Consider the following 23,840-nt stretch of genomic DNA (forward strand, 5'->3'; position numbering starts at 1 on the left):
CTAAAAGTAGAGTACGCAGAAAAGTAGAATGTGACAACTCTTATTCGGGTGGCACCTTCGGATAGGATCACGGCATGACCGAGCCCGTTGTCAGCCGCCGAGAGCGCAAGAAGGCCGCCACCCGGCAGGCGATCGCCGACGCCGCACTCCGACTCTTCCTGGAGCACGGCTATGACCACGTGAGCATCAAAGACATCGCCGAAACCGCGGATGTGTCGACTGCCACGGTGTTCAAGCACTTCACCGGCAAAGAAGCCCTCGTGTTCGACCAGGAAGAGAGCACAGACGCCCGCCTGGCCGCGGCCGTGCGAGATCGGCCCGCAGGTCAGAGCGTCCTCGTCGCCCTGCGCGAGCACGTCCTCGCCACCTGGCTGCCGATCGCCGCACACCCTCAGCGAGCGGAGTTCACACGCCTGGTCAACACCACCCCGGCGCTACGCGCCTACGCCGAGCGCATGTGGACCCGGCACACCGACACCCTCAGCGCGGCCATTGCCGACGAGTACGGCGTGGATCACGGCAACCTCGCCTGCGCCACCCTGGCCCGATTCGTCCTGGAGGTCCCCGCCCTGGCCCAACGCCAGAAGGACCACAGAGCGGCCGTCGAGGAAGTCTTCGACATCCTCACCAACGGCTGGCAGCCGCCCCGCAGCCACGACACCTGACCGCGGTACTCGACCGGGTAACCGATCACCGGCCCGTCGTCCAGGCCGGGCACTCCCTCAACGGGCATGATCGCCGCCCGCTACGCACCCAAACACCCCGACCGTGTCACCGAGGTACATGAGGGGGCCGTCCTCGCGCACTGAACGCCGCTGCCGCCACACTCAGTTCATGGACTACGTCGGCCGGGTGCCCGCTCCGCCGCTCGACCGGTTCATCGACGACATCTACTGTCTGACCGGCGTGCCGCACCACCGGCTGATGAACGTCCCACCCGTGCCGTCGGCACACTTGTTCCTTGCGAGGGCACATCACGTTCCAGACGTCCTCCGCACGCGGAGCGTACGCCGCACTCCGTGACCGGCCGGTTGCGGACCGACACGCCGGCGTCCTGCAGCCTGTGTGTGCTGCTTGGAATGCCGGACCAAGGATGTGCGGGGTGGCAGCCGCGCGGGTCAGGGGGAGCGTACGTCGGTCAAAGCTTGTTCCAGGGCCTGGTGGAGTGCATCGGGCAGTAGTCCGCCGCCCGGCCAGTTCACGATCAGCGCGGCGACTTTCCGAAGCTTGATGTTGGTGTGCTGGGCGACCATCCGCAGCACCTCGAACCCCTGCTCGGGGGAGAGTTTACCCACGGAAATGACCACACCAATGGCCTGGTCCACGACTGCGTGCGACGTCATCGCTTCTTGCAGCTGGCCGATCTCCTGCTGCAGCTGAGCCAACTGCCTGGCGAGGTCCGCCGGCCGGACCACACCTGGCACGTCGCTGGGCACGGGACGCCGGTTTCCCGAGTACTCCATCGTGATCACAACTCCGGGGATTCTTCCCTACCCGGACAGCCGCCACCGCCAGGGCAAATACATGCAGGACGACAACTATTTACCCCGTAACCCGCAGGTCATCAAGCCACGCCCGGCAGCACGCAGTGACCCTCGCCACTGCACCGGACCGCCCGCGACGGGGCACGCCCCACGCAGGCCGCGCAGCAGCCGGCAGGCCGCGCGGCAGATCGCGATGCGGCAGGCGAGGCCGGGTGAGGCGTAGGCAATGGCTACCAGCATCAGCCGCCGCACGGGCCGGCCCTGCCGGAACTCGCCGTGGCGGGCCAGTTGACGGCCTCGTGATCCCCCCAGGCCTCGGGCGAGGGCGGCGTCGATGTGGCACCTCAGCGCGCGGCGTTGCTGCCGCGCACGGCCACTGGTTCACAACCTTCTTGTTCGTCGTCCGCACCCGCACAACGAGCCCGGGCAGACCGGTTCGGAGCTCCGTCCTCCTGCTCGCCCTCAGCGAGTGAGGGTGGCGAGCGCCGCGGCGTACTGCTCGTCGGTCACCGGTTCCATCCAGGTGGTGCCGTCGCCGTCGGCATCGCCGACGACCATGGCGATGTGAGCCATGAGGGTGGTGTCGGTGCCGCCGTGCCAGTGCTCCTCACCGGGCGGGCACTTGACGGTCTGGCCGGCGCTGACGCATACGACGTCGCCGTCACGGGTGCCGACGAGGCCGACGCCGTCGATGATGAAGAGAGTCTGGCCGTTGGCGTGGGAGTGCCAGTTGGTACGGGCACCGGGAGTGAAGCGGACCAAGGCGGTCGCCAATCGGGCCGGCTCGGCGGGGGTCTCGATCATGTTCAGGTACACATCGCCGGTGAAGCGCTCGGCGGGGGCCTTGGCGGTCGGGGTGTGCGTGACAATTTCCACGGAAGGTGTCCCTTGCTGTGCGACTGCGGGGGAAGAGGTGAGCGGGTGTCAGGCGCCGCGCTCTTCGGTGAGCTTCTTGAGATGGTTGATCGCGGTCATGGCGTTGGGCCAGCCGGCGTAGAAGGCCAGGTGGGTGATGGCCTCGGAGAGCTCTTCGACAGTCAGGCCGTTCTCCAGCGCCACGCCCAGGTGATAGAGCAGCTGCTCGCTCCGGTAGAGCGCGGCAAGGGCGCTGACGGTCACCAGGCTGCGGTCGCGCGGTGAGAGGCCGGGACGTTCCCATACGTCACCGAAAAGCACCTCGTTGGTGACCTCGACGAGCTTGGGGGCAATCGCCTGCAGCTCAATGGGCGCGTACTGCTTGGGCATGTTTTCACTCCATGTTGCGAATAGGGGGTCAGGGCCGGCAGCCCCACAGCGCCGCGATCGCCGGCAGGGCCGGCCCAAGTCGCACGCCCGGACGAGGCGCCGGAGACATGTCCATCGCCTTCCCGTCACCCGGGCATCGGCTTGGCGTAGTCGCGAAGGCCGTCCCGCTCGGTGTGCAGGGCGTACAGGCGCCCGGCCAGTACGTGGGGGCTGCTGTGCTCGGCGTCGGGCCGGATCACGCCAGGGATGACCAGTTGCGCGGCGTGGATGTTCTCCGCGGCAGGCGCATCGTGGAGCATGCGGGCATAGGTTCTTTCGGCGGCGAACGCGATCGAGGTGCCGGCCCGCTCGGGGTGCGGGCGCACCGCGTTGCCGCCGTTGACGAAGAGCAGGGTGCCGCGCCCCAGGGCACGCATGCCTTGCGGGACCGCGTTCACGCAGGTCACCGGGGCCTTCACGGAGAAGGCGAGCGGTTCCTCCAGGTCGTCGACGGTGGTCTCGAGGACCGGTCTCATGAAGTCGGCGCGCGGCACCGGGCGGTGTTCGGCGCTGCGGGCGATAGGGGCGAAACTGTGGCCGGCGGTGCGGAAGTGCCCGGCGGTGGTCAGACCGGGGCCCAGGCCGGCATCGACGAGGGCGTACGTGGTCACGCGGGGGTCCAACTCGTGCGGGCCGGGGCCGAGCGTCCGGCCCCGGCCGGACGGGAACGTAGGGGGTCAAGGCTTGAGGAGTGCCTTGATGGCGCGCCGCTCGTCCATCGCCTTGTAGCCCTCTGCGACCTGGCCCAGGGGAAGGGTGAGGTCGAAGACCTCGCCCGGGTCGATCCGGCCGGTCACGACACGTTCGATGAGGTCGGGCAGGTAGCGGCGCACGGGTGCGGGGCCGCCGCGAAGGCCGACGTGGGAGAAGAACAGTTCCTGGCCGTCGATCGCGACCTCGTGGGGGACGCCGACGAAGCCGACGTTGCCGCCGGGCCGTGCCGAGTGAAGGGCCTGCCGCATGGCCTGGGCGGTGCCTACGCACTCCAGGACGCTGTCGGCTCCGATTCCGCCGGTCAGGTCCTTGATCCGGGCGATGCCCTCGTCACCGCGCTCGGTGACGATATCGGTGGCGCCGAACTTCCGGGCCAGCTTCTGCCGGGACTCGTGGCGGCTCATCGCGATGATCCGCTCCGCGCCCATCTCCTTGGCCGCGATGACCGCGCACAGGCCGACCGCGCCGTCGCCGACGACCACGGCGGTCGAGCCGGACTTAACCTCGGCGGCGTCGGCGGCCCACCAGCCGGTGCCCATGACGTCCGAGACGGCCAGCAGACCGGGCCACAGGTCCTCGGACGGTACCTGTTCGGTGGCGACCAGGGTGCCCTGGGCGTTGGGGATGCGCACGTAGTCGGCCTGGCAGGTGCTCATGAACTCGCGATGCAGGCAGTTGGACTGGAAGCCGTTACGGCAGTTGGCACAGGTGTTGTCCGAGGTCGCGAACGAGCCGACGACGAACTGGCCCGGCTTCAGGGACGTGACCTTGGATCCGACCTCCTCGACGAGACCGACGTACTCGTGGCCCATCGGATGGGCGTCGCCGATCGGCTCCAGGCCGCGCCAGGGCCACAGGTCGGAGCCGCACACGCAGGTGACGGCCGTACGGATGATGGCGTCGGTGGGGTGGAGGATCTTCGGGTCGTCCAGCGTCTCGAAGCGGACATCACCGGGGGCGTGGATCACTGCGCCGCGCATGAGGGGTTCCTTTTCGTACGTGTGGTCGGACCGCTGCGGCGGTCCGCGTGCGACCGGCCCCGGGCCGCGAGGCATCGCGCACCAGGGTCGGGCGGTCTCCTCCCTCCGGCGTACAGCCAGGGAAGAGCACCACGTCCTCCAGGGAACCGCCCTTCACGGCGGCCAGCCAGTCACCGTCGATGGGTGTACTGGCAGTGCATCCCTCTCATGGCTCGCTGCACGTACGGTCGAAGGGTGGACAACCAGCACGAGGTCCGCGAGTTCCTCACCTCGCGGCGAGCCAAGATCACCCCCGAGCAAGCCGGACTGCCCTCAGGGAGCCGGCGCCGCGTCCCCGGCCTGCGCCGCAGCGAGGTCGCAGCTCTTGCTGACATGAGCGTGGAGTACTACGCCAAGCTGGAACGCGGCAACCTCGCAGGCGTCTCCCCCGCCGTCCTCGAAGCCGTCGCCCGCGCCCTCCGGCTCGACGACGCCGAACGGGCCCACCTCCTCCACCTGGCCCAGGCCGCCGACGGCTCTGACACCCTCACCCGCCCCCGGCGCCGACGCCCCGCTCGGCAGTGGACCCCGCACCGCAGCCTGCAGTGGACGCTCGACGCCATCACGGCCGGCCCCGCGTTCGTCCGCAACGGCCGGATGGACATCCTCGCCGCCAACACGCTCGCCCTCGCCTTCTACAGCGACGTCTACGCAAACGCCCACAACCAGGCAAACCTCGGCCGCTTCGCCTTCCTCGACCCCGTTTCCCGCTCCTTCTACCCCAACTGGGACCTCGCCGCCGACGTCACCGTCGCCATCCTGCGCACCGAGGCCGGCCGCAACCCCCACGACAAGGACCTCCACGACCTCGTCGGCGAACTGTCCACCCGCAGCGACGACTTCCGCACCCGCTGGGGCGCCCACAACGTCCGCCACCACGGCACCGGCTCCAAGAGCTTCCACCATCATGCCGTCGGTGACCTCACCCTCGCCTTCGAGGGCCTGGAGATGGCGGCCGAACCGGGCCTCACCCTCACCATCTACACCGCCGAACCCGGCTCACCCTCCGAAGAGGGCCTGCGTCTGCTCGCCTCGTGGGCCGCCACACAGGAAGCCCTGACTCCCGCCCGCCGCCCCCAGGAGACGTGACTTCACAACGGCGCTTCGCGCCCGTTCCGGCGGGAGGATGGCCCGGCCCAGCCAGCCAGCCCAACTGGCGGCCTTGAAGACTGGAGACCGATTCCCTGAACCGTTCCGGGTTCGGTAGGGACTCGATCGTTTGCGAGGATCGAGTCATGGCACGTCCTTCCCCTTACCCGCTTGAGCTGCGCCGTCGTGCGGAACTCACCTGCTTCAACCCGGGACAGGGCGTGTTCCACTCGTGCCCGGGCTCGGCGGTGCACCGTGTTCTCTGCTTCGTGCTGACGGCTCAGATGTTGATCAAGCCCGAGGAGTAGGTCCTGACGACGAACACCCGCTCGAGCGACTCTCTCCCGGAGACCGACACAGGTGTTTCCGTACTCTCGCTACGGCACACTGTGCGACAGTGACTGCTCCTGCACACAACAGCAGGCGGACGAGCACCTGCGGGCGAATGCGCACACCGCGAGCCCACTACTGTTCAGCCGCAGCGTCAAGAAAGGGTGCAAGCATCATGACCGACACCACACCACGCGCCACCGAGTTGACCTCCCAGTACAGCGCACAGGTGGCCGGCGACCTCGAACACAACCTCAAGGAACAAGACCGCCTCAGCAGTGAAATCGAAGCACTCCAGGCCCAGTTGGCTGCCCTGCGAAACGACCACACCGTCCTGGTGAACATCCAGCAGGCCCTCGGCGTCCCAGCAGCACACGACGCGCCCGCGGCCCAGCCCGTCGCAGCAGTGCCCGCTCCCCGTAAAAAGACGGCCGGTACATCGGACGCGCCCAAGCAGAAGAAGGCCAGGAAACCCGTCGCCACCGCCCGCAAGCGGATCAGCGAGAAGAAGTCCGCCCAGGAACCCGCCGTATCCTCGGCCTCATCCACGCTCGTCGAGCTCGTGCACGAACACCTGGCAGGCCAGAGTGAACCCCGCTCTGCCGCCGAAATCACCACCGCCCTGACACAGCAGCACCCCGAGCGCGCCATCAAGACAACGGTCGTACGCACCACGCTCGAAGGGCTTGTGGCCAAGAGCCAGGCCCAGCGCACGGTGCAGGGCAGGTCCGTCTTCTACACCACTCCCCAATCGGCCGAAGCATCCGAACCGGCGATTCACGACGAGCAGATCCCGCAGGGATCCGCCTGACGACTGCTCGCGGCGATAGTCGGTCGCTGTCCTCTCGGCCCGCTGATGGACATGTCCGATGGCGGGTGACGATTCCAGCGATTTTCAGGCAGGGCAGTCGGGACTGATCGTGAGGGTTCCTGAGGCGGAACCTGCTGTTCGCGCATGGCGTGACCGGCTGGATCCCTCGGCTCGTGCAGGTGTCCCGGCTCACGACACCGTGCTCTTCCCGTTCCTCGAAGAGAGCCGCATCGACAGCGCCACCTGTGCTGCCATCGGTGAGGTGATCGGGCGTCAGAGGCCCTTCGAGGCCCGGTTCGGGGACTGCGGGCGGTTCTCGGGGATTCTGTACCTCTCCCCTGAGCCGGACGCATCCTTCCGCCAGCTCACGGAGGCGGTTGCGCACGATGGCCCAAGGCCCCGCCGTTCGGTGGGCAGTTCGACGACGTGGTCCCGCATCTGACGATCGCCCAGGGGCAAGACGATGCCGTCCTGGAGGAGGCCGAGTCCGACCTTCGCGGCAGGCTTTCTGTCACCGCCCGCGTATCGGCGGTTGATCTCATGGTCCATGACGGATTGCGGTGGCGGCAACGGGCGTCGTTCGCACTCGGTTGACGCCGCTGCCGATCGCCGGTCAGCCGCTGTCCTGCTGGGCTTCGGCGTGCGCGAGGCGTTAAGAGTCGGTGCCGGTCTCGATGATGTTGCCGCCGAAGGTGAGCCGGTCCCCGATCGCCGCGCAGAGCAGTGGATCGGCGCCTACGGACTGCTCTGGCGTTTCGCCCGGAGGCGCCGGTACTGGCCATGCAGACTGAGGACGACCATCACGCCTGCAGTCAGCGGCCACCACCACGAGTCCCCGTTCTGGGCCATCTGTATGCCCTTCCACAGGAGGGCGATCGACAACAGCAGAGCGAGCAGTCCCATGGCGATGTCGAGCGGACCGCCATCCCTGAACGGATTCTGCATCTTCGTGTCCCTCTACTCTGCGAGCCCGCGACCACGGCGTCGCCGAGTGTAGTCACCACCTGCTTGAAGCCATCGTCTGGGTCAGGTTGAGAAGTGGGCGCCCACGCGGAGTGAAAGCAGGTCAGGCTCTCAGCACCACCACACCACTCGGCTTCGAAGACCCCGTATCGTCCGAGCCAGCCTGTCGATAGGCGGCCGGAGCGGCCTCGTCCGCTGTGTCGTCGCCCGTGAGGACGTACGGCACCTCACACCCGCACCCGACGCCCACCTCCTGGCGGCCCGGCTGCTGGGACTTCCCCCGGAGGACTGCACCGCGCCCTCGACACACGGCCGAGGACATCGCGTCCGCCCCCGCCGCGAGCATGGACGTGCTGGCGGTGTGACATCCCCCTTGCGACGGCGATTCCTCATGGGCCCCGGTTCGTCGGCCAGGCATGAAGAAGATCATGCCGCGCCGTCGGCCGCCACCTTCGCCGCTCCGGCTCGCGCGTGCTACCTGTTGGCGGAGAAGAGCAACCAGCCGTCCCTGGCAAGGCAGTTGAGCCCGCTGCGCTGGAGTCCTGTCTCCGTTCTGGACTGTTCCCGCGAACGCGGGAGGGCGGAGAAGAGATCCGCGAAGTCGAGATCGTCACCGTCAGCAGACTGCGCTTCCTGCATGCCCGCGAGGTGGTGCGCATCCGCCGCAAGCGCCGCCGCATCGGCGAGAAGGGGCGGCAGGCCGAGACCGCCCACGCCGTCACCGGTCTGCGCGCCGAGCAGGCCCCCGCGAAGAAGATCGCGGCCCGGGCACGCGCGCACCGGGTCATCGAGAACACCGTCCGCCGGACCAGGGACGTCACCTTCAGCGAGGGCCCCGGTCAGGTCCGCCACCACAGCCCCGTCGTCGTGAGCGGCTTACGCGGTCCGGCCCGCGCCACCCTCCGCCGGGCCGGTCGGCCGACATCGCCGGCGGATGACGTGCTTACGCCCAGTCCGAAGCGGACCTGCCGTCCCGGGAATCCGGTGATCACATCGGACGCCCACGCCGCGGCACCCTGAGGATCTCCCGTGTGCCGTGGCGCTCCCCGCGGATAGGGTGGACGGTGATCGACAGGGACGGGCTGGGTGAGGGCGGCGGACGGCGTGGGCGGTGCCGAGGAGAGCAGGAGCACGGGCACCGGGCGCCCGACGTCACGGGACGTCGCCCGGCTCGCCGGCGTGTCGCACACCGCGGTGTCCTTCGTGTTCAACGGCCGAGCCGAGGGCAACCTCTCGCCCGCAACCCAGGAACGCATCCGGCAGGCCGCGGCCCGGCTGGGCTACCGCCCCGACCCGGTGGCCCGCGGTCTGCGCCGTCGCCGTACGGCGGTGATCGGGCTGGTCACCGATGAGATCGCGTCCTCGCCGTTCGCCGGTCGGCTGCTGCGCGGCGCCATGGAAACCGCCTGGGACAGCGACCATCTCGTCCTCACCGTCGACTCCGGCGGTGACCCGGCCAAGGAGGACGCGGCCGTCGCGGAACTGCTCGACCGGCGCGTGGACGGCATCATCTACGCGGCCATGTCACTGCGCCGGGTACGCGTCCCAGAGGGCCTGCACCGCACCCAATCCGTGCTGGCCAACTGCCTGCCCGAGGACGACTCCCTGCCCGCGGTGGTCCCTGCCGAGCGCGCCGGTGGCCGTACCGCGGCCCGGCTGCTGCTCGGTGCGGGCCACCGCCGGCTCGCCGTGATCGGCGGTCTGGACGACATCGCCTCGGTGGAACGTACCCGCGGCTTCCGGGACGCGCTGCGCGCCGAGGGCGTCACCGTGCCCGGGGAGTGGATCGTGCGCGGCGGCGGGGAGATCTCCGCAGGATACGCGGGGGCGCTGCGCCTGCTCGACGGCGTCGAGCCGGGCCGTCGCCCCACTGGCGTCCTGTGTTACAACGACCGGGTCGCGGCGGGTGTCCTGCACGCCGCGACCCGGCTCGGGATCGACGTGCCCGCCGATCTGTCCGTGGTCGGTTACGACGACCAGGAGCACATGGCCGCGTTCCTCACCCCGCCGCTCACCTCGGTCGCGCTGCCGCACCGGGCTATGGGCGAGGCGGCGGCCCGGCTGCTCCTGGACGCCATCGAAGCCGGCCGTACGCCGCCCGCGACCGTCCGGCGCCTGGCCTGCCCCGTGGTCAGCCGCGCCTCCGTGGGTCCGGCGCCCACCCGGTGACCCGGGCACCCGGCCCGTCGACGACCAGCTCGGCGATGTCGCCGGGGCGCCGGTAGACGCGCTCGGTGACCATGGCCCGTTCCGCGACGAAGAGTTCGAGGAGCGAGCCGTCGACGAGCAGCCGGAGCGAGAGTTCCGGCCCCTTCGGCACGTGCACGGTGATCGGGGCGGAGCCTTCCCTGCCGGTCCGGGGCCAGGCGCTGCGGTGGAGGACGACGGTTCCCGCGGCAGGGTCCGCCCGGACGGTCAGCTCCCGGCCCGCCGCGTCCCGGAGCAGGCTTACCGTGGTCGGTTCGCATGCGGTGACCGTCAGGTCGTACGTGTGGGGAAGCGGGACCCGGCCCGGCGCGGTGACGAACGGCTCGGCCGGGCGCAGCAGGTCGAGTTCCGGGGCCGGACTCACCCGCAGTGAACCGTCGGGGTGGATGTCGACGACCCGTGGCGCGGTGAGTACGCCTGCCCATCCGGCCCGGTGCGTCTCCTCTTGCGGTCGGGCCTCCCACGACCAGCCCCACAGCAGTGCGCGGTCCGGCTCCTGGAGCACGGCGGGAGCGTAGAAGTCCCGCCCCTGGTCGAGCCGGCCGCCGGCGCGCGGCTCGAACCTCAACGCGCCTCGGCCATCGGCCTGCAGAGGGCCGGTCAGGTATCCGGTTGAGCAGGGGTCTCCGTCCCACAGGGACACCAGGAGCACGTGCTCGCCGCCTGCCGTCCGGTACAGGTGCGGGCACTCCCAGCCCACCGACTTGTCGCCGAACACGCCAGTGGCCACCGGGTCCTTGCCGTCCAGCAGCACACCGGCGAACCGCCAGTCGGTCAGGTCGTCGCAGTCGTACAGCAGGACCGACGGCGTGCCGTCGGCGTGCCCGGCCCCGACGAGGGCCCAGCGTCTGTCCGCGTGGCGGAAGACGAACGGGTCGCGGAACATCACCACGTCCAGTCCCGGCGGCGGCCCTGCCACCACCGGCGTCGGCAGCGGCTTCCACTCGGTCAGCCGCTCGTCGTCCGGGTCCGCCGCCCGCGCCAGGCAGATGGTGCCGAGTCCGGCGTGGGCACGGTCGACGCCCGTGTACACGGCGGTCGGTGTGCCGGCGTCGTCGGTCACGCAGCCCGACCAGCAGCCGGCCTCGTCGGGGCCGCCGGACGTCGGCGTGAGCGCGATCGGGTGGTACTCCCAGTACGCGAGGTCGGCGCTGGAGGCATGACCCCAGTGGACGTTCGCGTGCACCGGCGCGTCGGGGTTGTGCTGGTAGAAGAGGTGGTAGCGGTCCCGCCAACGGAACGGCCCATTGGGGTCGTTGATCCAGCCGACGGGCGGACGGACCCTGAAACGCGGCGCGTTGGGGTCATTGCTCAACGGTTGACTCCTGCCGAGGTGATGCCCTCGCGCAGAGGGCGCTGGCCGACGACGAACACGGCGAGGGCGGGGAGCATGGAGAGCACGACCCCGGCCAGGACCACCGAGATCGACCCGGTGCCGAGGTTGCCCTGCAGGGAGACCAGCCCCAGCGGAAGCGTGTAGTTCTGGCCGGAGGTCTCCAGGATCAGCGGGCGGAAGAACTCGTTCCAGTGGTAGTTGAAGGCCAGCACGCCGACGATCGCCAGGCCGGGTGCGGCCAGCGGCGCGTACACCGAGCGGAAGATCCGCCAGGGCCCCGCGCCGTCCAGCATGGCCGCCTCGCCCAGGTCCTTCGGCATACCGAGGAAGTACTGGCGCATCAGGAACGTGCCGAAGGCCGTCGGGAAGGCCGGGATGATCAGGCCGAGGAGCGTGTCGGTGAGGCCCATCGACTTCAGCACCAGGAAAACCGGCACGATGGTGACCTGCAACGGCACCATCATGGTCGCCAGGACCAGGCCGAAGAGCGGCTTCTTGAGTCGGAACTCCAGTCGTGCGAAGGCGTATCCGGCCAGGCCAGCCGTGATCATCTGGCCGACGGCGATCAGTGCCGTCACCAGCGTGGAGTTCAGGGCGAGCAGCCACACGTCGATCTGCTGGAAGACCCCGCGGTAGGCCGCGGTCGTCGGGTGCGTCGGGATGATCCGCGGGGGCAGGTCGAAGGACTGGGCCGGTGTGCGCAGTGAGGTGGCGACGGTCCAGATGACGGGGCCCAGCGTCAGCAGGGCGCACACGGTCAGCGCCGCGATCCGGGCCCAGGGGGCGAGTGCGTGACGTGCGCGGCTCAGGGTCGGGGTTGCTTGGCTCATGCGGTTCACCGGCTCACTGGTAGTGGACGAAACGCCGGCTGAGCCGGAACTGGACGGCGGTGACCGCCATGATCAGCACGAAGAGCAGCACGCCCACCGCGGATGCCTCGCCGAAGTCGAGCTGCTCGAAGGCCCTCTCGTAGATCACCATCACCACGGTGCGGGTGGCGTCGCCGGGTCCGCCGTCGGTGAGGACGTAGGGCTGTTCGAACACCTGCAGGGCGTTGATGATGCCGACCACCGACGCGACGAGCAGCGTCGGCGACAGCAGCGGCAGCGTGATGCCGAGGTGCTTGCGCAGGCCGGTCGCGCCGTCGAGGGCGGCGGCCTCGTGGATCTCCTTGGGGATGTTGTTCAGGCCGCCGACGAACAGTAGGAAGGAGAAACCGAACTGCTGCCAGACGTAGACCAGGATCACCGTGGCCATCGCCGCGTGCTCCGAGGTCAGCCAGGGCACGGGCGCGACGCCGACCAGGCCGATCAGCCAGTTCACCACCCCGAAGTCCTGGTTGAACAGGTACTTCATCACCACCGAGATCGAAGCGGCGGACAGCACCAGGGGGAAGAAGAACGCCGAACGGAACACCGACCGCAGCCACACCGGCATCCGCCCGTTCAGCGCGAGCGCCAGCGACAGCGCGATCAGCAGTTGCAGCGCGACCGCGAGGACCATGAAGAGGAGCGTGTTGCGGAAGGAGACCAGGACGGTCGCGTCCGTGAAGGTCGTGCGGTAGTTGGCGCCGCCGGCGAAACGGGGCGGGTCGATCACGTTCCAGTGGAACAGGCTCAGTACGAGGGACCCGATGATCGGCACGACCGTGAAGACGACGATGCCGACGACCGTGGGCGCCAGGAACAGCGCGGCCAGCAGCCGGGCGCCGCGGTCGCGGACGGACGGCCGCACGGCGACGGCGGGTGGCGTGGCGGGCCGCGGACGTACGGCCGGGACCTGGGAGTTCGGGACCTGGGTGTTCGTCATATCTCACGCTCCATGGCCTGCTCCAGGGCGCCCTGCATCCGGCGCAGCGCGGGACCCACCGCACGCGGCGAGGCCAGCGCGGTGCCGGTGTACTTGAGCAGGACGTCGGTCACCTCGGCGACCTGCGGCGGCGCGGGGATCGGGCCGGTGTCGGGAAACCGGTCGAGGGTGTCGTAGAAGACCCGCCAGTGGGCCGGGCCGCTCGCGGCGTAGCGTGCGGCGTTCAGCATCGAACGCCGGGCCGGGGTGGTCTGGTTGCCCTGGAACAGCCGGGTCATGGTGTCCTTGCGGGCCGCGTATTTGATGAACTCCCAGGCGGCTTCCTGCTTCTTCGAGGTGCGCAGCAGCGCGTAGCCCGCCGCGCCGAACTGGTGGCGCTGGGTATGCCAGCGCGGGAAGTACTGCACGTCGTAGTCGGCGGCCCGCATGCCGGCCAGCTGCAGGCCGCCCGCCCAGAATCCGCCCGCCGGTGTGACGCCGACGCGGCCTGTGGAGAACACGCCGACCAGATTGCTGCCGTTGCCGCCCTCGGGCCGGGTGCACAGGTTCTCCTGGACGAGGGAAGCGAGGTAGTCGTACGCCTCCTCGACCCGGTCGGCGGTGGCCTGCGGGGTCGTCCAGCGGAAGCCCCCGCCGCGCCCCTGCCGGTCGGCGGCCGGATAGAAGGTGTCCCACAGCCAGGAACCGCCGGGAGCCTTCGACTCCTTCAGCAGGTTCGTGCCGGCCGCGAAGAGCCAGGGCACCACGCCGCCCCACAGCCGGTTGGTCCAGAAGTACGGCGTGAAGTGCGCATCGCCGGCCTGTTTCATCTCCCGCAGCAGCGCGGTGAAGTCGTCGCGGCTCCAGTCGGCCGCCGGGAACCCCGCGCCTGCCCGCTTCAGCACCTGCTTGTTGAGGTAGATGTCGGCGGCGTTGAACTCCATCGGCAGCTGGTAGAGGCTCCCCTCGTACATCATCGACTCCACCAGCGAGGGGTGGACGTCGGCGAAGTACTCACGCAGCTCTGCCGCGTCCCGCCGCACCCAGCGGTCCAGGGGCACGCCGAGCCGCTGGGCGAACAACTGCACGCCCTCGGTGGCCACATACACCAGGTCGGGAGCGGTGCCCGCGGCGATCTGGGTGAGGATCTTCGCGAAGAAGTCCGACCAGTCGACGGCCTGCACCGCGTTCACCCGCAGCGGGATGTCGGGGTGGAGCCGGTGGAAGCCCTTCGTGAGGGCGTCGACGGTGGCCGGGTCGAAGGCGGAGCCGAGGGTGGCGACGACGAGGGAGCCGTCGTCACGGCCGGGGATGTCGGCTCCCGTGAGCCGGTCCCAGCTCGCGGCGGTCGCGGCCAGGGCAGCTGCTCCGGCCCCGTACGCGCCGTACCGCAGCAGTGTGCGGCGGGGGAGGTGCGAGTCAGTCATCAACGGGCCTAACTCGTGTTAGTTCAGGGGTGATGCCCCAGATGATGGGAACCGGGCAGCAGACCTGTCAAGGGTCGGGAACGCTTGACCTTTAACGAGTTAGGTCTACAGTCCTCGTTCACACGAGCCGATTTTTCACGCCCTCCGCACTGTGAGCCGCACTCGCGTGTGTGACGAGCCGCCACGGGCCCTCATGGGCCGTCACGAGAGGAACGATGCGTCATGCCCGGAACGTCGGGACTTTCCAGGAGATCACTGTTCGCGGGATCGGCGGCGGGAACCGCCGCCGCGCTGCTGCCCACCGCGGCGGCCACGGCCGCCCCGAAGCCCGAGCCCGGGGCCACGGCCAAGAGCAGGACCAAATCCGCTGCGAGCGGGGCTAGTTACCGCGCCGCGTACCACTTCACGGTCCCCGACCAGTGGAAGAACGACCCGCAGCGGCCCGTCTGGATCGACGGCGAGTACCACTACTACTACCTCTACAACGCCGACTACTTCACCGGTGCCGTCGGCACCGCGTGGCGCCTGGCCACCACCAAGGACCTGGTCTCCTTCACCGACCGCGGGGTCGCGGTGCCCAAGGACACCACGCCCAACGGCGATCTCTGGTCGGGTTCGGCGGTGGTCGACACCGGCAACACGGCCGGACTCGGCGCGGGCGCGGTCGCCGTCATCGTCACCATGTCCCCCGGCGGCGGCACCGACCACCAGGAGCAGTTCCTGTACTACTCGACCGACGGCGGTCTCACCTTCGACAACTACGGGACCGACCCCGTCCTGCCCAACCCCGGCGTCGCCGACTTCCGTGACCCCAAGGTGATCCGCGACGAGGACCGGGACCGCTGGGTGATGGTCCTCGCCGAGAACGACAAGATCGGTTTCTACCACTCCGACGACCTCAAGTCCTGGACGTACGTGAACGGTTTCGTCCACGACGGCATCGGCGTCCTGGAGTGCCCCGACCTGTTCCGCATCACCGCCGGCGACGGCACCGTGAAATGGGTGCTCGGCGCGAGCGCCAACGGGAAGAGCTCGGGGCTGCCCAACACGTACGCCTACTGGACGGGTTCCTTCGACGGCAGCGCGTTCACCGCTGAGGCGAGTGAGCCGCAGTGGCTCGACCACGGCTGGGACTGGTACGGCGCCGTCACCTTCGAGAAGCGGGACGCGAGCGGCGCGGTGGACGCGGCTGCCCGGTACGCGATCGGGTGGGTGAACAACTGGGACTACGCCGACACCACCCCGACCATCGACTGCGACGGCTTCAACGGCACCGACTCCATCGTCCGCGAGATCACCCTGAAGAAGGCGTCCGACAACACCTACTACCTCGCCTCCCAGCCCGTCGCCGGCCTCGACTCGCATGTCTCCCGCACCGTGAACCTGGGCGACGTGACCGTGGACGGCACGAAGGTGCTCGACTACACCGGTATCTCCTACGAGGTGACGACCGAGATCACCTGGTCCCGACTCACCGGCGCCGGCCTCCAGCTGAGGCGCTCGCCCAACGGCGGTCGGCACATCGACGCCGGGATCTACGCCGACTACGCCTTCCTCAACCGACGTAACACGGTCAACGCCGACACGTCCGGCAAGTGGCAGGAGAGCCACACCCCGTTCGACCCGTCCGCCGGCACGGTGAAGCTGCGCATCCTGGTGGACCGCACCTCGGTGGAGATGTTCGTCGACGACGGCCGCTACGTGCACACCAGCCAGGTGTTCCCGTACCTGCTGGACACCCGGCTCGCACTGTTCACGATCGGCGGCAGCGCGGTGTTCCGCAACACGGTGATTCGCGAGTTCTCGGTGTGAGGCCGGCCAGGGGCGCGGATGCACACGCGCCTTCCTCCTCGTTGCGGCGGCGGTCCCCGCGGGCCGGCCGCGTGCCAGCTCCAGGCACCGGTGATCCGCTGCCAACAGGTGCGCGGACTGCTCAAGACGGCATGGATCACCGATCGCGCAACATTGCGCTACCGGTGAGCCCTTCGAGCCTGCGTAGCTCGAGCGCCACGCACAGGGTGGCGGCGAGATGCGCGAGCCGGTCCGGGCAAGCCTGTTCCTGAAGCCCGTGAGCGTCGGCTGGTGGCGGCTGCCTGCCCAGATGCCGCGGCCCCCGCTGTGGCACGCCGGGGGGTTGGGCAGTGCCACGGGCCTCCGTGTCGCGGCTCAAGGCCCTGAGGGGGTGCCGGCCGGGGCCGGTGAGCTGGTCGTCGGTGTGGGTGGGGGGTTACCGCCGGTTGTGCCGCCGAGCAGTCCGCCGCCGGTGCCGGCGGTGTCGGTCGGGCTTGGGCTGACGCAGTGCTTCTTATGTCCGTGGCACGGTGCGGTGGTGGGGGTCGGAGTGGCCGGTGCTGTCGGGGTGGCCGGTGGTGTGCTCTGAGCTGCGGTGGCGGAGGGTGTGGGTGAGGGTGCGCCGTATTCGTCCGTGCTCTGGCTCAGTGGGGGTGCGGGCGGGAACTGCTGTACGGGTTGTCCCTGGAGGGCGGCGGTCATGTAGCCGGTCCACACCTCGGTGGGCATGTCGGCGCCGAAGACCTTGGCGTAGCCGCCGACACCCTGCATGGACTGCAGGCCGGCGTTCTTCGCGTCTTCCTTGAACATGGTCACAGCCGTGGTCAGTTGTGGGGTGTAGCCGATGAACCAGGCGGACTTGTAGTCGTCGGTCGTACCGGTCTTTCCGGCCGCCGGGCGGCCCAGGGCCTGGGCGTTGGTACCGGTTCCGTTCTTTACGACGTCTCGCAGGACGTCGGTGACGGTGTCGGCGGTCGAGGCGGGCATGGCCTGGGTGCCCTTGGGTTTGTCGAATCCGGGCAGCTGCCGGCCGTCGGCGACGACCTTGGTGACCGAGTACGGCTCGTGCTGGATCCCGCTGTCGTCGAAGGTGGCGTACGCGTCTGCCATGCGGATCGCCGACGGCGTGGAGGTACCGATGTAGAAACCCGGTGTGTCGTACTGCAGGGTCGTGCGCAGAAGCCCCGCCTTGAGGGCCTCGCCTTCCACGTTGTCGTAGCCGACGTACTCGCCGAGCTGGACGTAGGGGGTGTTGACCGACTCCTCCATCGCCTTGCGCAGGGTGATGTAGCCCCACTTCGTGGACACGTCGTTGCGCTGGTGCAGGAGCCCCGTGGGGTCGTTCGAGTCCGGCAGGTCCCCGCCCTGCTGGTTCTTGATGGTGATGCCGTCGTCGCCGTTGAACTTCGAGGCCGGGGTGATCGGTGAGGGCGGCTGCCCTGGGGTGAGGACGGCGCCGTGGTCGAGAGCGGCGGCCAGGTCTACGGGTTTGAAGGTGGAGCCGACCGGCACACCGGTCGCGTCCGCGTTGTCCGTCCAGTGCCCCTTGTTCCAGCCGGCCCCACCGTACAGCGCGACGATGGCGCCGGTTGACGGACTGATCGACGCGGCGCCGACCTGGACGTCCTTGTCGGCCGAGCGGTGCTGCGGGTCGAGGTGCCTGTGCTCCATCGCCGCGACGGACGCCGACAGCGCGTTCACCTTCTTCCTGTCGAAGGTCGTGTAGATCTGGTACCCGCCGCGCTCCAGCTGCTGGTCCGTGAGGGAGGTGTGGGCTTCGACGTACTTCGCCGCGGTCTGCACCAGGTAACCGGTCTGCCCGGACATTCCCGCCGACGGCGTGTACGGCTTCGGCGTGGGGAACCCCTGCGCCAGGTAGCGCTGTTCCTGGGCGCCGGTGATCTCGTGGATCTTGGCCATCCGGTCCAGCACGTACTTCCAGCGTGCCTTGGCCTGGGCCTTGGCCCGCGGATCGGTGTCGGCGTGCATCAGCAGGCTCGGCTCGTTGACCGTAGCGGCGATGAAGGCGCCCTGGCTGACGTTCAGCTGGAAGGCGTGCACGTGGTAGTAGGTACGAGCCGCGGCTTCGATCCCGTAGGCGTCCCGGCCGTAGTAGCAGGTGTTGAGGTAGCCCTGCAGTATCTGCTGCTTGGACATCTGGCCACCGATCTTCAGGGAGATCATGATCTCTCTGAGCTTGCGGCTGACCGACTGGTCCTGGCTGAGGTAAGTGTTCTTCACGAACTGCTGGGTGATGGTGGACCCCGACTGCACCTCTCCGCCCGTTGCCATGTGGTAGACGGCGCGGAGCATGCCCTGCGTGTCGACGCCCGGATCGGAGTAGAAGGTCGCGTTCTCCGCGGCGAGGAAGTCCCACTGGACCAGTTTCGGGACCTGCGCGAGATCGACGTTCTGCCGGTTGGTCGACCCCTGGGTGGCCATCACCGAGCCGTCCGACCAGTAGTAGGTGTTGCTCTGCGCTTGCGTATTGGGATTCGCGCCGGGAATCGTCGTCGTGGCGTAGGCGTAGCCGAACAGGCCCAGCAGGCCGCCGACGAACAGCAGGAAGGTGCCGGACACCAGTTTCCACGAAGGCAGCCAACGTCGGAGGCCGCGCTTGCCCACCCGCGGGTAGTCGATCAGACCGCGCCGGCCCGAACGTCCGGCGTCCCTACGTCGCGTGCCCCTCGCACGGCGGGCACGCCCGCCCTGAGCCCGGGCAGCCCTGCGTGCCGCGGCCCGGCCACCGTCCGGCATACCGTCAGAGCCGGACGGCATGCCGGACGGTGCGGTCCTCCCCGACGATCGGCGCCGGTGTTCGCTCATTCTCGCCACTCCTCAGCCAAGGACACGGCCCCGCCATCGTCGCGAGACCGCCCGCCGGGTGCCTCATGGGGGTCTGACCTGGACAAGCCGACACCCTCCCCGGACTCCTACAGGTTGCAAGAGTAAGTCGCACTCGCAATGGACATACAACCGCCCACCCAAGAGCGAGCCGCAGTGCGGCATCTGCACCGTTGCGGCTTCCAGTGCCGGCGGCCACGGCTGTAGGCGATCCGTGTGCCGAGTCCGACTCGGCCCGCTGACTGCCCCGGCGCGGGGCATGCGTCGGGGCAGTCCGTCATCGCGGTCGGTTAGCCGAGCGAGGTGAGGAGGGTGTTGAGCGCCTTGACCTCGGTGGCCTTGTCGGGACTCGGGGCGCGTAGCGCCGTCAGGACCTGGTCGATTTCGCTGTCGAGGAAGTGCCAGGACTGCTCGCTCTTGGGCTCACGGGTGGACTGGTCCTTGTCCCAAGCGGTTTCGAGGTCGGTCACTCGGGTGGTCGCGGCCGACTGGTTGCCCGAATTGAGCTTTGCCAGGGTGTCGGCTGCGATCGTGCGGAACTTCGCGATCTCAGCCGGAGGGAACGGCGACGTCGCCTGCTTCGGGGTGAGATGGGCGGTTACCGGTGCGGGGGCGTCGTCCTCGCCGGCCACGGCCGCGTGGGGCTGGTGGTGTGCCCAGATGAGAAGCGCCGCGGTTGCGACCGCTACCACGGCGTAGTAGCCGAGCATGATCCGCTCACGCGCCGGGTTCAGCGCCCGCGGGGCATGCGAGAGATCGTGGGCCTCGATGACATCGCTGCGGCTGACCGTGAGGTACACGACCGTAGCGAGGATCGCACCCAGGAAGATCACGCTGGTCACCGCAGTGCCGAGCCCCAGGCCGCCGTCGCCGCTGGGCGAGCCGAGCCAGTCGCCGAGGTTGGCACCGAGCGGGCGGGTGAGGATGTAGGCGAGCCAGAAGGAGAGCACGGCGTTGGCGCCGAGGCGCCATCCGAGAACGATCGCGACGATCAACCCGAGAGGCAGGAACACGGAGACACCCGGTGTCCAGCCGGTCAGTTCCAGGGTCCAGTCGCCGGTGGCGGTGCCGAGGGCAAAAGTGACCAGGACCGCGAGCCAGTAGAAGAGTTCGCGGGGACGGGTGGTGATGGTGTGGACCGACAGGGTCCGCTCCCGGGCGTACCAGATCCCGAAGACGACGGCCAGCAGGCCGGCGAACACGCTGCTGCTCAACGCGAGGGGGACGCCCTGGCTGTCGGTGAGGATGTCGGTGTAGAGGGTGCCGGTCACACTCACCACCACGACGGTGAGCCAGTACACGAACGGGACGTAGCGCTTGGTGGTGAGCTGCCAGCCCATGACGCCTGCCAGAACCACGGTGAAGATCAGTGCCGTGTTGATCAGGCCAACGCCGAGGTTCATGTTGATCCAGTCGGCGAAGCTCTCACCGACCGTGGTGCACAGGATCTTGATGATCCAGAACCAGATCGTGACCTCGGGAACCTTGTTCAGCATCTGCCTGGCAGGCGTCCGAAGACTCTCGGTCGTCGTCTCAGTTGTCACGAAACCCTCGCAGGGAACGAGTGGCAGCACGGAGGGCGACCCTCACGCCTGCGGAACGGTAATTATCTGGAAATTCATGGATCAGCGCGGTCCCGGATCCGCGGGCCCGGTACGACTGCGCTTGCTCGTCAAGCCTGTTCGGGCCGCGCCGGGGTTCTGATTCTCGACAGCGTTCACATTCTTTTCCCCCGCCACGCAGGACGCGCCTTTACCGCTCGCTCTGCCCGGGAGCAGGCAATACGAAGGCGTTAGAATGAGCGGTAATTCGGGGTCTTCGTCCTGGAATTCAACTGCGCAGCGCGTTGATCCGCGTCGCCCGATCTCCCCGCGCGTTTGCCTCTCCCGGCCACACGGAGGTTCTCTGCGCTTCCCCATCCAGTGGTGGAGAAGTGGTGCGAGCCCGCCTCAGCCGGTTGTTCGCCGGCTCGCTGGTGGGTGCCGCCTCCGGAACCACCGCGGTATCAGACGTTTCATCGGTCATGCTGCCCGACTGTGCCAGCTGGAACCTGAACATATCCTGACTGCCACCGTGCGTATCACTCGCCCTACTCGGCCTTGGGACGCATCCGGCACGCACGCGTTTCATTCTGAGCGATGAGTTCCAGCGGCGGACCGGGTCTGCCCTGGCATGACTCGCATCATCGCTGACATCTCGGTCTCCCTCGACGGCTTCGTCACCGGGCCCCACCCCGGCCCGGACAACGGTCTGGGCACTGGTGGCGAGGCCCTGCACACCTGGGCGTTCTCCGACGACCCCGACGACCGCCGGGTCCTGCGGGAGGGGACCGCCCGCTCGGGCGCCGTCGTCCTCGGCCGCCGCCTCTTCGATATCGTCGACGGACCGAACGGCTGGGACGACACGATCGGCTACGGCGCCGGCGAGGTCGGCAGGCCCACCTTCGTCGTCGTGACGAGCTCGCCGCCGCAGTCAGTACGGCTCACCGACCTCGACTGGATTTTCGTCACGACCGGTCTGCGCGACGCCGTCACCGCCGCGCGGGAGCGTGCCGAGGAGGCGTCGTCGGGCAGCGGGAAGGACCTCGACGTCATCCTCATGGGCGGCGGCGCCACGGTCGGCTCCGCGCTCGACGCCGGGATGGTCGACGTGCTGTCCCTGCACCTGGCGCCCGTCGTGCTGGGCACCGGGACACCCCTTTTCACCGGCGGAACGCCGCGCACGCTGGTACAGCGAAGCGGGACCGCGACATCGAACGCGACGCACCTGACGTACGACGTCCTCTGACGACGTCGGGCCACCATCGACGATCGCGAGCTGACCGGGTGACGGGGTGGCGAACCTGCGGCTGGAAAATCGCCCTGTACTCATCGAGGAGGTACGAGCCCCGCAAGTGGACCGACGTCCTCGACGGCGACAAGTCCCCCGACACTGCGGAGTACGCCATGGACGCAACCCTCGAAGTCCTCCCTCAGTTGGTGTGGGAGGGCCCGCGTCAGACGCCGATCCCGCTCTCCGAACCGCTCGCCTTCTAGCAGGACTCCGTCGGTCCTGTGGTGCGATAGAGGCTGAGGAAGGCCGTGTGGGTACGCCAGCCGAGCGACTCGTACAGGGCGCGGCCCTGGGACGTCGCACCGAGGACGGCGCGGGTGGCGCCCGAGGCCAGCGCCTGCTGCTGGAGCGTGCGCATGACGACGGAGCCGAGGCCGCGACGCTGGTGGGCCGGGGTGGTGAGGATCTGGTCCGCCACCGCCACCTCCTTCGCCACGCCCATCTGTCCGCGCGCGGCAAGTGATCCATCGGGAGCCGCGATCAGCACGCGGACGACGTCGCCCCGGGTCCAGGTGCGCAGCACGTAGCCGGGTGGGAGCGTTCCGGGCGTGACCGGGGCCAGCTCGACGGACATCAGGAAGGCCGCCCTGTCGGACGCCCACCCCGGTCCGAGCCATGCGCAGACCTGCGCCTCCGGCGCCTCGCACGGCTCAGGCAGAAAAACCTTGAGCCACCATCCCTCCCCCCGCGCCTGCGCGGCGGCCTCGCACACGCGCGCCTCGTCCGCGTCGACAACTACGTGCCGCGCCACCTGGGCCGGCTGTCCGACGTCAATGGTCCAGCCCCACGGCCGCGCCACGGGATCGGACGCACCCCGCGAGACCACCCAGCCGGAGACCCAGTCCTCCACGACCGACGCATATGTAAGCGATGAACCAACCATAGATCTATTACATCAGTGGGCTGAGCGAATCGCCAGGCCCGGCCGAACCGACCCTTCGGTGGACGTCTACTTCGCGGGCGGCATCAGGACGGTTCACAAGGCCGAGCGGCGGGCCAGGAGGGCCAGGACCAGCAGGCCGGGGACCATCGGCAGCCATCCCGTCAGCAGGCGGTAGCCGAGGACCGCCGAGACCGCCGCCGGTCCCGGCGCGCCGGCCGCCGTGAGGGCAAGGGCCAGCGTGGCGTCCAACGACCCCAGTCCGCCCGGCGTGGGCAGCAGCGCTGCCGCGCCGCTGGCGACCAGGTAGGCCATGACCACCCGGCTCGCGGGGAGGCCGAGGCCGATCGCATGGACCACGGCGATGACCACCCCGGCGTGCAGCAGAGCGAACGCGACCGACCCGCCCCACAGCGCACAGGCCCGCGCCCGGCACCGGTGCACGTCCCGCACGTCAGCGAAGGCTAGGCTCACCACCCGTCTGAGGCGGCCGCTGATCGCGACCGCCAGGACGACGGCTCCCGCCGCCACCGGCAGCAGGACCAGCACAAGCGGGACCCGCGCGGAGAGGCGGACCGTGCCGGGCGAGGCGACCAGCAGGGCCACACCCAGCGCGCACCGGACGATCCCGCCGACGGCCGCCTTCACCGCCAGCGCCGTCGCCGAGCGCCGGGTGGACAGCCCACAGCGCGTCAGGAACCGCAGGTTGACCAGCGTCGCTCCGGCCCCCGCCGGAAGAAGGTGGTTGGCGGCGCCGGCCGCGAACTGCGCCGCCACCAGCCGCCCCCTGGGCAGCCGTTCGACCACCGCTCCCTGCTGCGCCACGGCCGCGCACACCCAGGTGGCCAGGGCGGCGAGGCAGGCGAGCACCAGCCACTCCCCGTCGGCGGCGGCCAGCCGGTCGGTGCCGCTGTCCAGCGTGGCCCGGTGCGCGGCGAGCATCCCGCCGGCGGCGGCGAGCACCACCAGGGTGACGCCCAACTGGACGTACAGGCGCCTGCCCGAGGTCGCCGGCAGGCTCTCGGCCGTGGTCACGGCGG

At 69.3% G+C, this 23,840-nt stretch carries 23 protein-coding genes and 1 pseudogene; 9 read left to right on the forward strand and 15 right to left on the reverse strand.

Annotation, left to right across the window (positions count from 1 at the left end; translation table 11 throughout):
* Window positions 1–74: 74 nt before the first annotated feature.
* Window positions 75–665, forward strand: a complete 591-nt coding sequence (locus ACZ4N4_RS28225) for a TetR/AcrR family transcriptional regulator (RefSeq protein WP_467593702.1) — start codon at window positions 75–77, stop codon at window positions 663–665.
* Between the two features lie 453 nt (window positions 666–1,118).
* On the opposite strand, the gene ACZ4N4_RS28230 is transcribed toward ACZ4N4_RS28225, so the two are convergent.
* The 5 genes from ACZ4N4_RS28230 to ACZ4N4_RS28250 all read right to left on the reverse strand — a co-directional run bounded on the left by ACZ4N4_RS28230 (window position 1,119) and on the right by ACZ4N4_RS28250 (window position 4,462).
* Window positions 1,119–1,436: an ANTAR domain-containing protein gene (locus ACZ4N4_RS28230; RefSeq protein WP_467593709.1), complete on the reverse strand. Its 318-nt coding sequence runs from the start codon at window positions 1,434–1,436 to the stop codon at window positions 1,119–1,121.
* Window positions 1,437–1,946: 510 nt separating this feature from the next.
* Window positions 1,947–2,360, reverse strand: a complete 414-nt coding sequence (locus ACZ4N4_RS28235) for a (R)-mandelonitrile lyase (protein ID WP_467593713.1) — start codon at window positions 2,358–2,360, stop codon at window positions 1,947–1,949.
* Between the two features lie 48 nt (window positions 2,361–2,408).
* Window positions 2,409–2,729 carry a carboxymuconolactone decarboxylase family protein gene (locus ACZ4N4_RS28240; protein ID WP_467593717.1) on the reverse strand — a complete coding sequence of 107 codons (321 nt, stop codon included), beginning with the start codon at window positions 2,727–2,729 and terminating at the stop codon, window positions 2,409–2,411.
* A gap of 125 nt (window positions 2,730–2,854) precedes the next feature.
* A complete protein-coding gene (locus ACZ4N4_RS28245) occupies window positions 2,855–3,379 on the reverse strand; it encodes a Rossmann-fold NAD(P)-binding domain-containing protein (protein WP_467593722.1) in 525 nt (174 codons plus the stop codon).
* Between the two features lie 66 nt (window positions 3,380–3,445).
* Window positions 3,446–4,462 (reverse strand): zinc-dependent alcohol dehydrogenase family protein, encoded by a 1,017-nt coding sequence (locus tag ACZ4N4_RS28250; protein WP_467593727.1) that lies wholly within the window; start codon window positions 4,460–4,462, stop codon window positions 3,446–3,448.
* Window positions 4,463–4,696: 234 nt separating this feature from the next.
* Here ACZ4N4_RS28250 and ACZ4N4_RS28255 point away from each other — a divergent pair, with 234 nt between their 5' ends.
* The 4 genes and pseudogenes from ACZ4N4_RS28255 (at window position 4,697) to ACZ4N4_RS28270 (ending at window position 7,325) form a co-directional block, all read left to right on the forward strand.
* Window positions 4,697–5,590: a helix-turn-helix transcriptional regulator gene (locus tag ACZ4N4_RS28255; RefSeq protein ID WP_467593732.1), complete on the forward strand. Its 894-nt coding sequence runs from the start codon at window positions 4,697–4,699 to the stop codon at window positions 5,588–5,590.
* A 146-nt stretch (window positions 5,591–5,736) separates the two neighbouring features.
* Window positions 5,737–5,898, forward strand: a complete 162-nt coding sequence (locus ACZ4N4_RS28260) for a hypothetical protein (protein WP_467593737.1) — start codon at window positions 5,737–5,739, stop codon at window positions 5,896–5,898.
* A gap of 197 nt (window positions 5,899–6,095) precedes the next feature.
* Entirely contained in the window at window positions 6,096–6,731 is a 636-nt protein-coding gene (locus ACZ4N4_RS28265; protein ID WP_467593742.1) for a hypothetical protein, read from the forward strand.
* 58 nt (window positions 6,732–6,789) lie between these two features.
* Window positions 6,790–7,325 (forward strand): annotated as a pseudogene (locus ACZ4N4_RS28270) (2'-5' RNA ligase family protein).
* Between the two features lie 141 nt (window positions 7,326–7,466).
* Here the strand turns inward: ACZ4N4_RS28270 and ACZ4N4_RS28275 are convergent.
* On the reverse strand, window positions 7,467–7,676 hold the full coding sequence (locus tag ACZ4N4_RS28275) for a hypothetical protein (protein WP_467594382.1): 210 nt from the start codon (window positions 7,674–7,676) through the stop codon (window positions 7,467–7,469).
* A gap of 492 nt (window positions 7,677–8,168) precedes the next feature.
* Window positions 8,169–8,546, reverse strand: coding sequence for a hypothetical protein (locus ACZ4N4_RS28280; protein WP_467593748.1), 378 nt, complete (start codon window positions 8,544–8,546; stop codon window positions 8,169–8,171).
* A gap of 252 nt (window positions 8,547–8,798) precedes the next feature.
* Between ACZ4N4_RS28280 and ACZ4N4_RS28285 the strand changes: the two genes are divergently transcribed.
* A complete protein-coding gene (locus ACZ4N4_RS28285) occupies window positions 8,799–9,863 on the forward strand; it encodes a LacI family DNA-binding transcriptional regulator (protein ID WP_453578994.1) in 1,065 nt (354 codons plus the stop codon).
* Here ACZ4N4_RS28285 and ACZ4N4_RS28290 read toward each other — a convergent pair.
* The 4 genes from ACZ4N4_RS28290 to ACZ4N4_RS28305 are packed head-to-tail and all read right to left on the reverse strand — an operon-like array spanning window position 9,826 to window position 14,453.
* Window positions 9,826–11,217, reverse strand: a complete 1,392-nt coding sequence (locus ACZ4N4_RS28290) for a glycoside hydrolase family 32 protein (RefSeq protein ID WP_467593751.1) — start codon at window positions 11,215–11,217, stop codon at window positions 9,826–9,828. The genes ACZ4N4_RS28285 and ACZ4N4_RS28290 overlap by 38 nt on opposite strands.
* Window positions 11,214–12,068 carry a carbohydrate ABC transporter permease gene (locus ACZ4N4_RS28295; RefSeq protein ID WP_467593754.1) on the reverse strand — a complete coding sequence of 285 codons (855 nt, stop codon included), beginning with the start codon at window positions 12,066–12,068 and terminating at the stop codon, window positions 11,214–11,216. Before ACZ4N4_RS28295 ends, ACZ4N4_RS28290 begins: the two co-directional genes overlap by 4 nt.
* Before the next feature lie 13 nt (window positions 12,069–12,081).
* Window positions 12,082–13,047: a carbohydrate ABC transporter permease gene (locus ACZ4N4_RS28300; protein WP_467593757.1), complete on the reverse strand. Its 966-nt coding sequence runs from the start codon at window positions 13,045–13,047 to the stop codon at window positions 12,082–12,084.
* Window positions 13,044–14,453 (reverse strand): extracellular solute-binding protein, encoded by a 1,410-nt coding sequence (locus ACZ4N4_RS28305; protein ID WP_467593760.1) that lies wholly within the window; start codon window positions 14,451–14,453, stop codon window positions 13,044–13,046. Before ACZ4N4_RS28305 ends, ACZ4N4_RS28300 begins: the two co-directional genes overlap by 4 nt.
* Window positions 14,454–14,675: 222 nt before the next feature.
* Here ACZ4N4_RS28305 and ACZ4N4_RS28310 point away from each other — a divergent pair, with 222 nt between their 5' ends.
* Window positions 14,676–16,265 (forward strand): glycoside hydrolase family 32 protein, encoded by a 1,590-nt coding sequence (locus ACZ4N4_RS28310; protein ID WP_467593763.1) that lies wholly within the window; start codon window positions 14,676–14,678, stop codon window positions 16,263–16,265.
* 354 nt (window positions 16,266–16,619) lie between these two features.
* Here ACZ4N4_RS28310 and ACZ4N4_RS28315 read toward each other — a convergent pair whose 3' ends face one another.
* Both ACZ4N4_RS28315 and ACZ4N4_RS28320 read right to left on the reverse strand, forming a co-directional pair.
* Window positions 16,620–18,824, reverse strand: coding sequence for a transglycosylase domain-containing protein (locus ACZ4N4_RS28315; RefSeq protein WP_467593766.1), 2,205 nt, complete (start codon window positions 18,822–18,824; stop codon window positions 16,620–16,622).
* Between the two features lie 554 nt (window positions 18,825–19,378).
* Window positions 19,379–20,584, reverse strand: a complete 1,206-nt coding sequence (locus tag ACZ4N4_RS28320) for a COG4705 family protein (protein WP_467593769.1) — start codon at window positions 20,582–20,584, stop codon at window positions 19,379–19,381.
* 676 nt (window positions 20,585–21,260) lie between these two features.
* Here ACZ4N4_RS28320 and ACZ4N4_RS28325 point away from each other — a divergent pair.
* Together ACZ4N4_RS28325 and ACZ4N4_RS28330 are read left to right on the forward strand one after the other, a co-directional pair.
* Window positions 21,261–21,875 (forward strand): dihydrofolate reductase family protein, encoded by a 615-nt coding sequence (locus ACZ4N4_RS28325; protein ID WP_467593775.1) that lies wholly within the window; start codon window positions 21,261–21,263, stop codon window positions 21,873–21,875.
* Between the two features lie 38 nt (window positions 21,876–21,913).
* Window positions 21,914–22,123 carry a hypothetical protein gene (locus tag ACZ4N4_RS28330; RefSeq protein ID WP_467593780.1) on the forward strand — a complete coding sequence of 70 codons (210 nt, stop codon included), beginning with the start codon at window positions 21,914–21,916 and terminating at the stop codon, window positions 22,121–22,123.
* Here the strand turns inward: ACZ4N4_RS28330 and ACZ4N4_RS28335 are convergent.
* Both ACZ4N4_RS28335 and ACZ4N4_RS28340 read right to left on the reverse strand, forming a co-directional pair.
* Window positions 22,120–22,770: a GNAT family N-acetyltransferase gene (locus ACZ4N4_RS28335; protein ID WP_467593784.1), complete on the reverse strand. Its 651-nt coding sequence runs from the start codon at window positions 22,768–22,770 to the stop codon at window positions 22,120–22,122. The two genes, ACZ4N4_RS28330 and ACZ4N4_RS28335, sit on opposite strands and share 4 nt — an antisense overlap.
* Before the next feature lie 126 nt (window positions 22,771–22,896).
* Entirely contained in the window at window positions 22,897–23,835 is a 939-nt protein-coding gene (locus ACZ4N4_RS28340) for a lysylphosphatidylglycerol synthase domain-containing protein (protein WP_467593788.1), read from the reverse strand.
* Window positions 23,836–23,840: the final 5 nt, after the last annotated feature.

The sequence above is a fragment of the Streptomyces sp. NPDC026538 genome, from assembly GCF_055567535.1.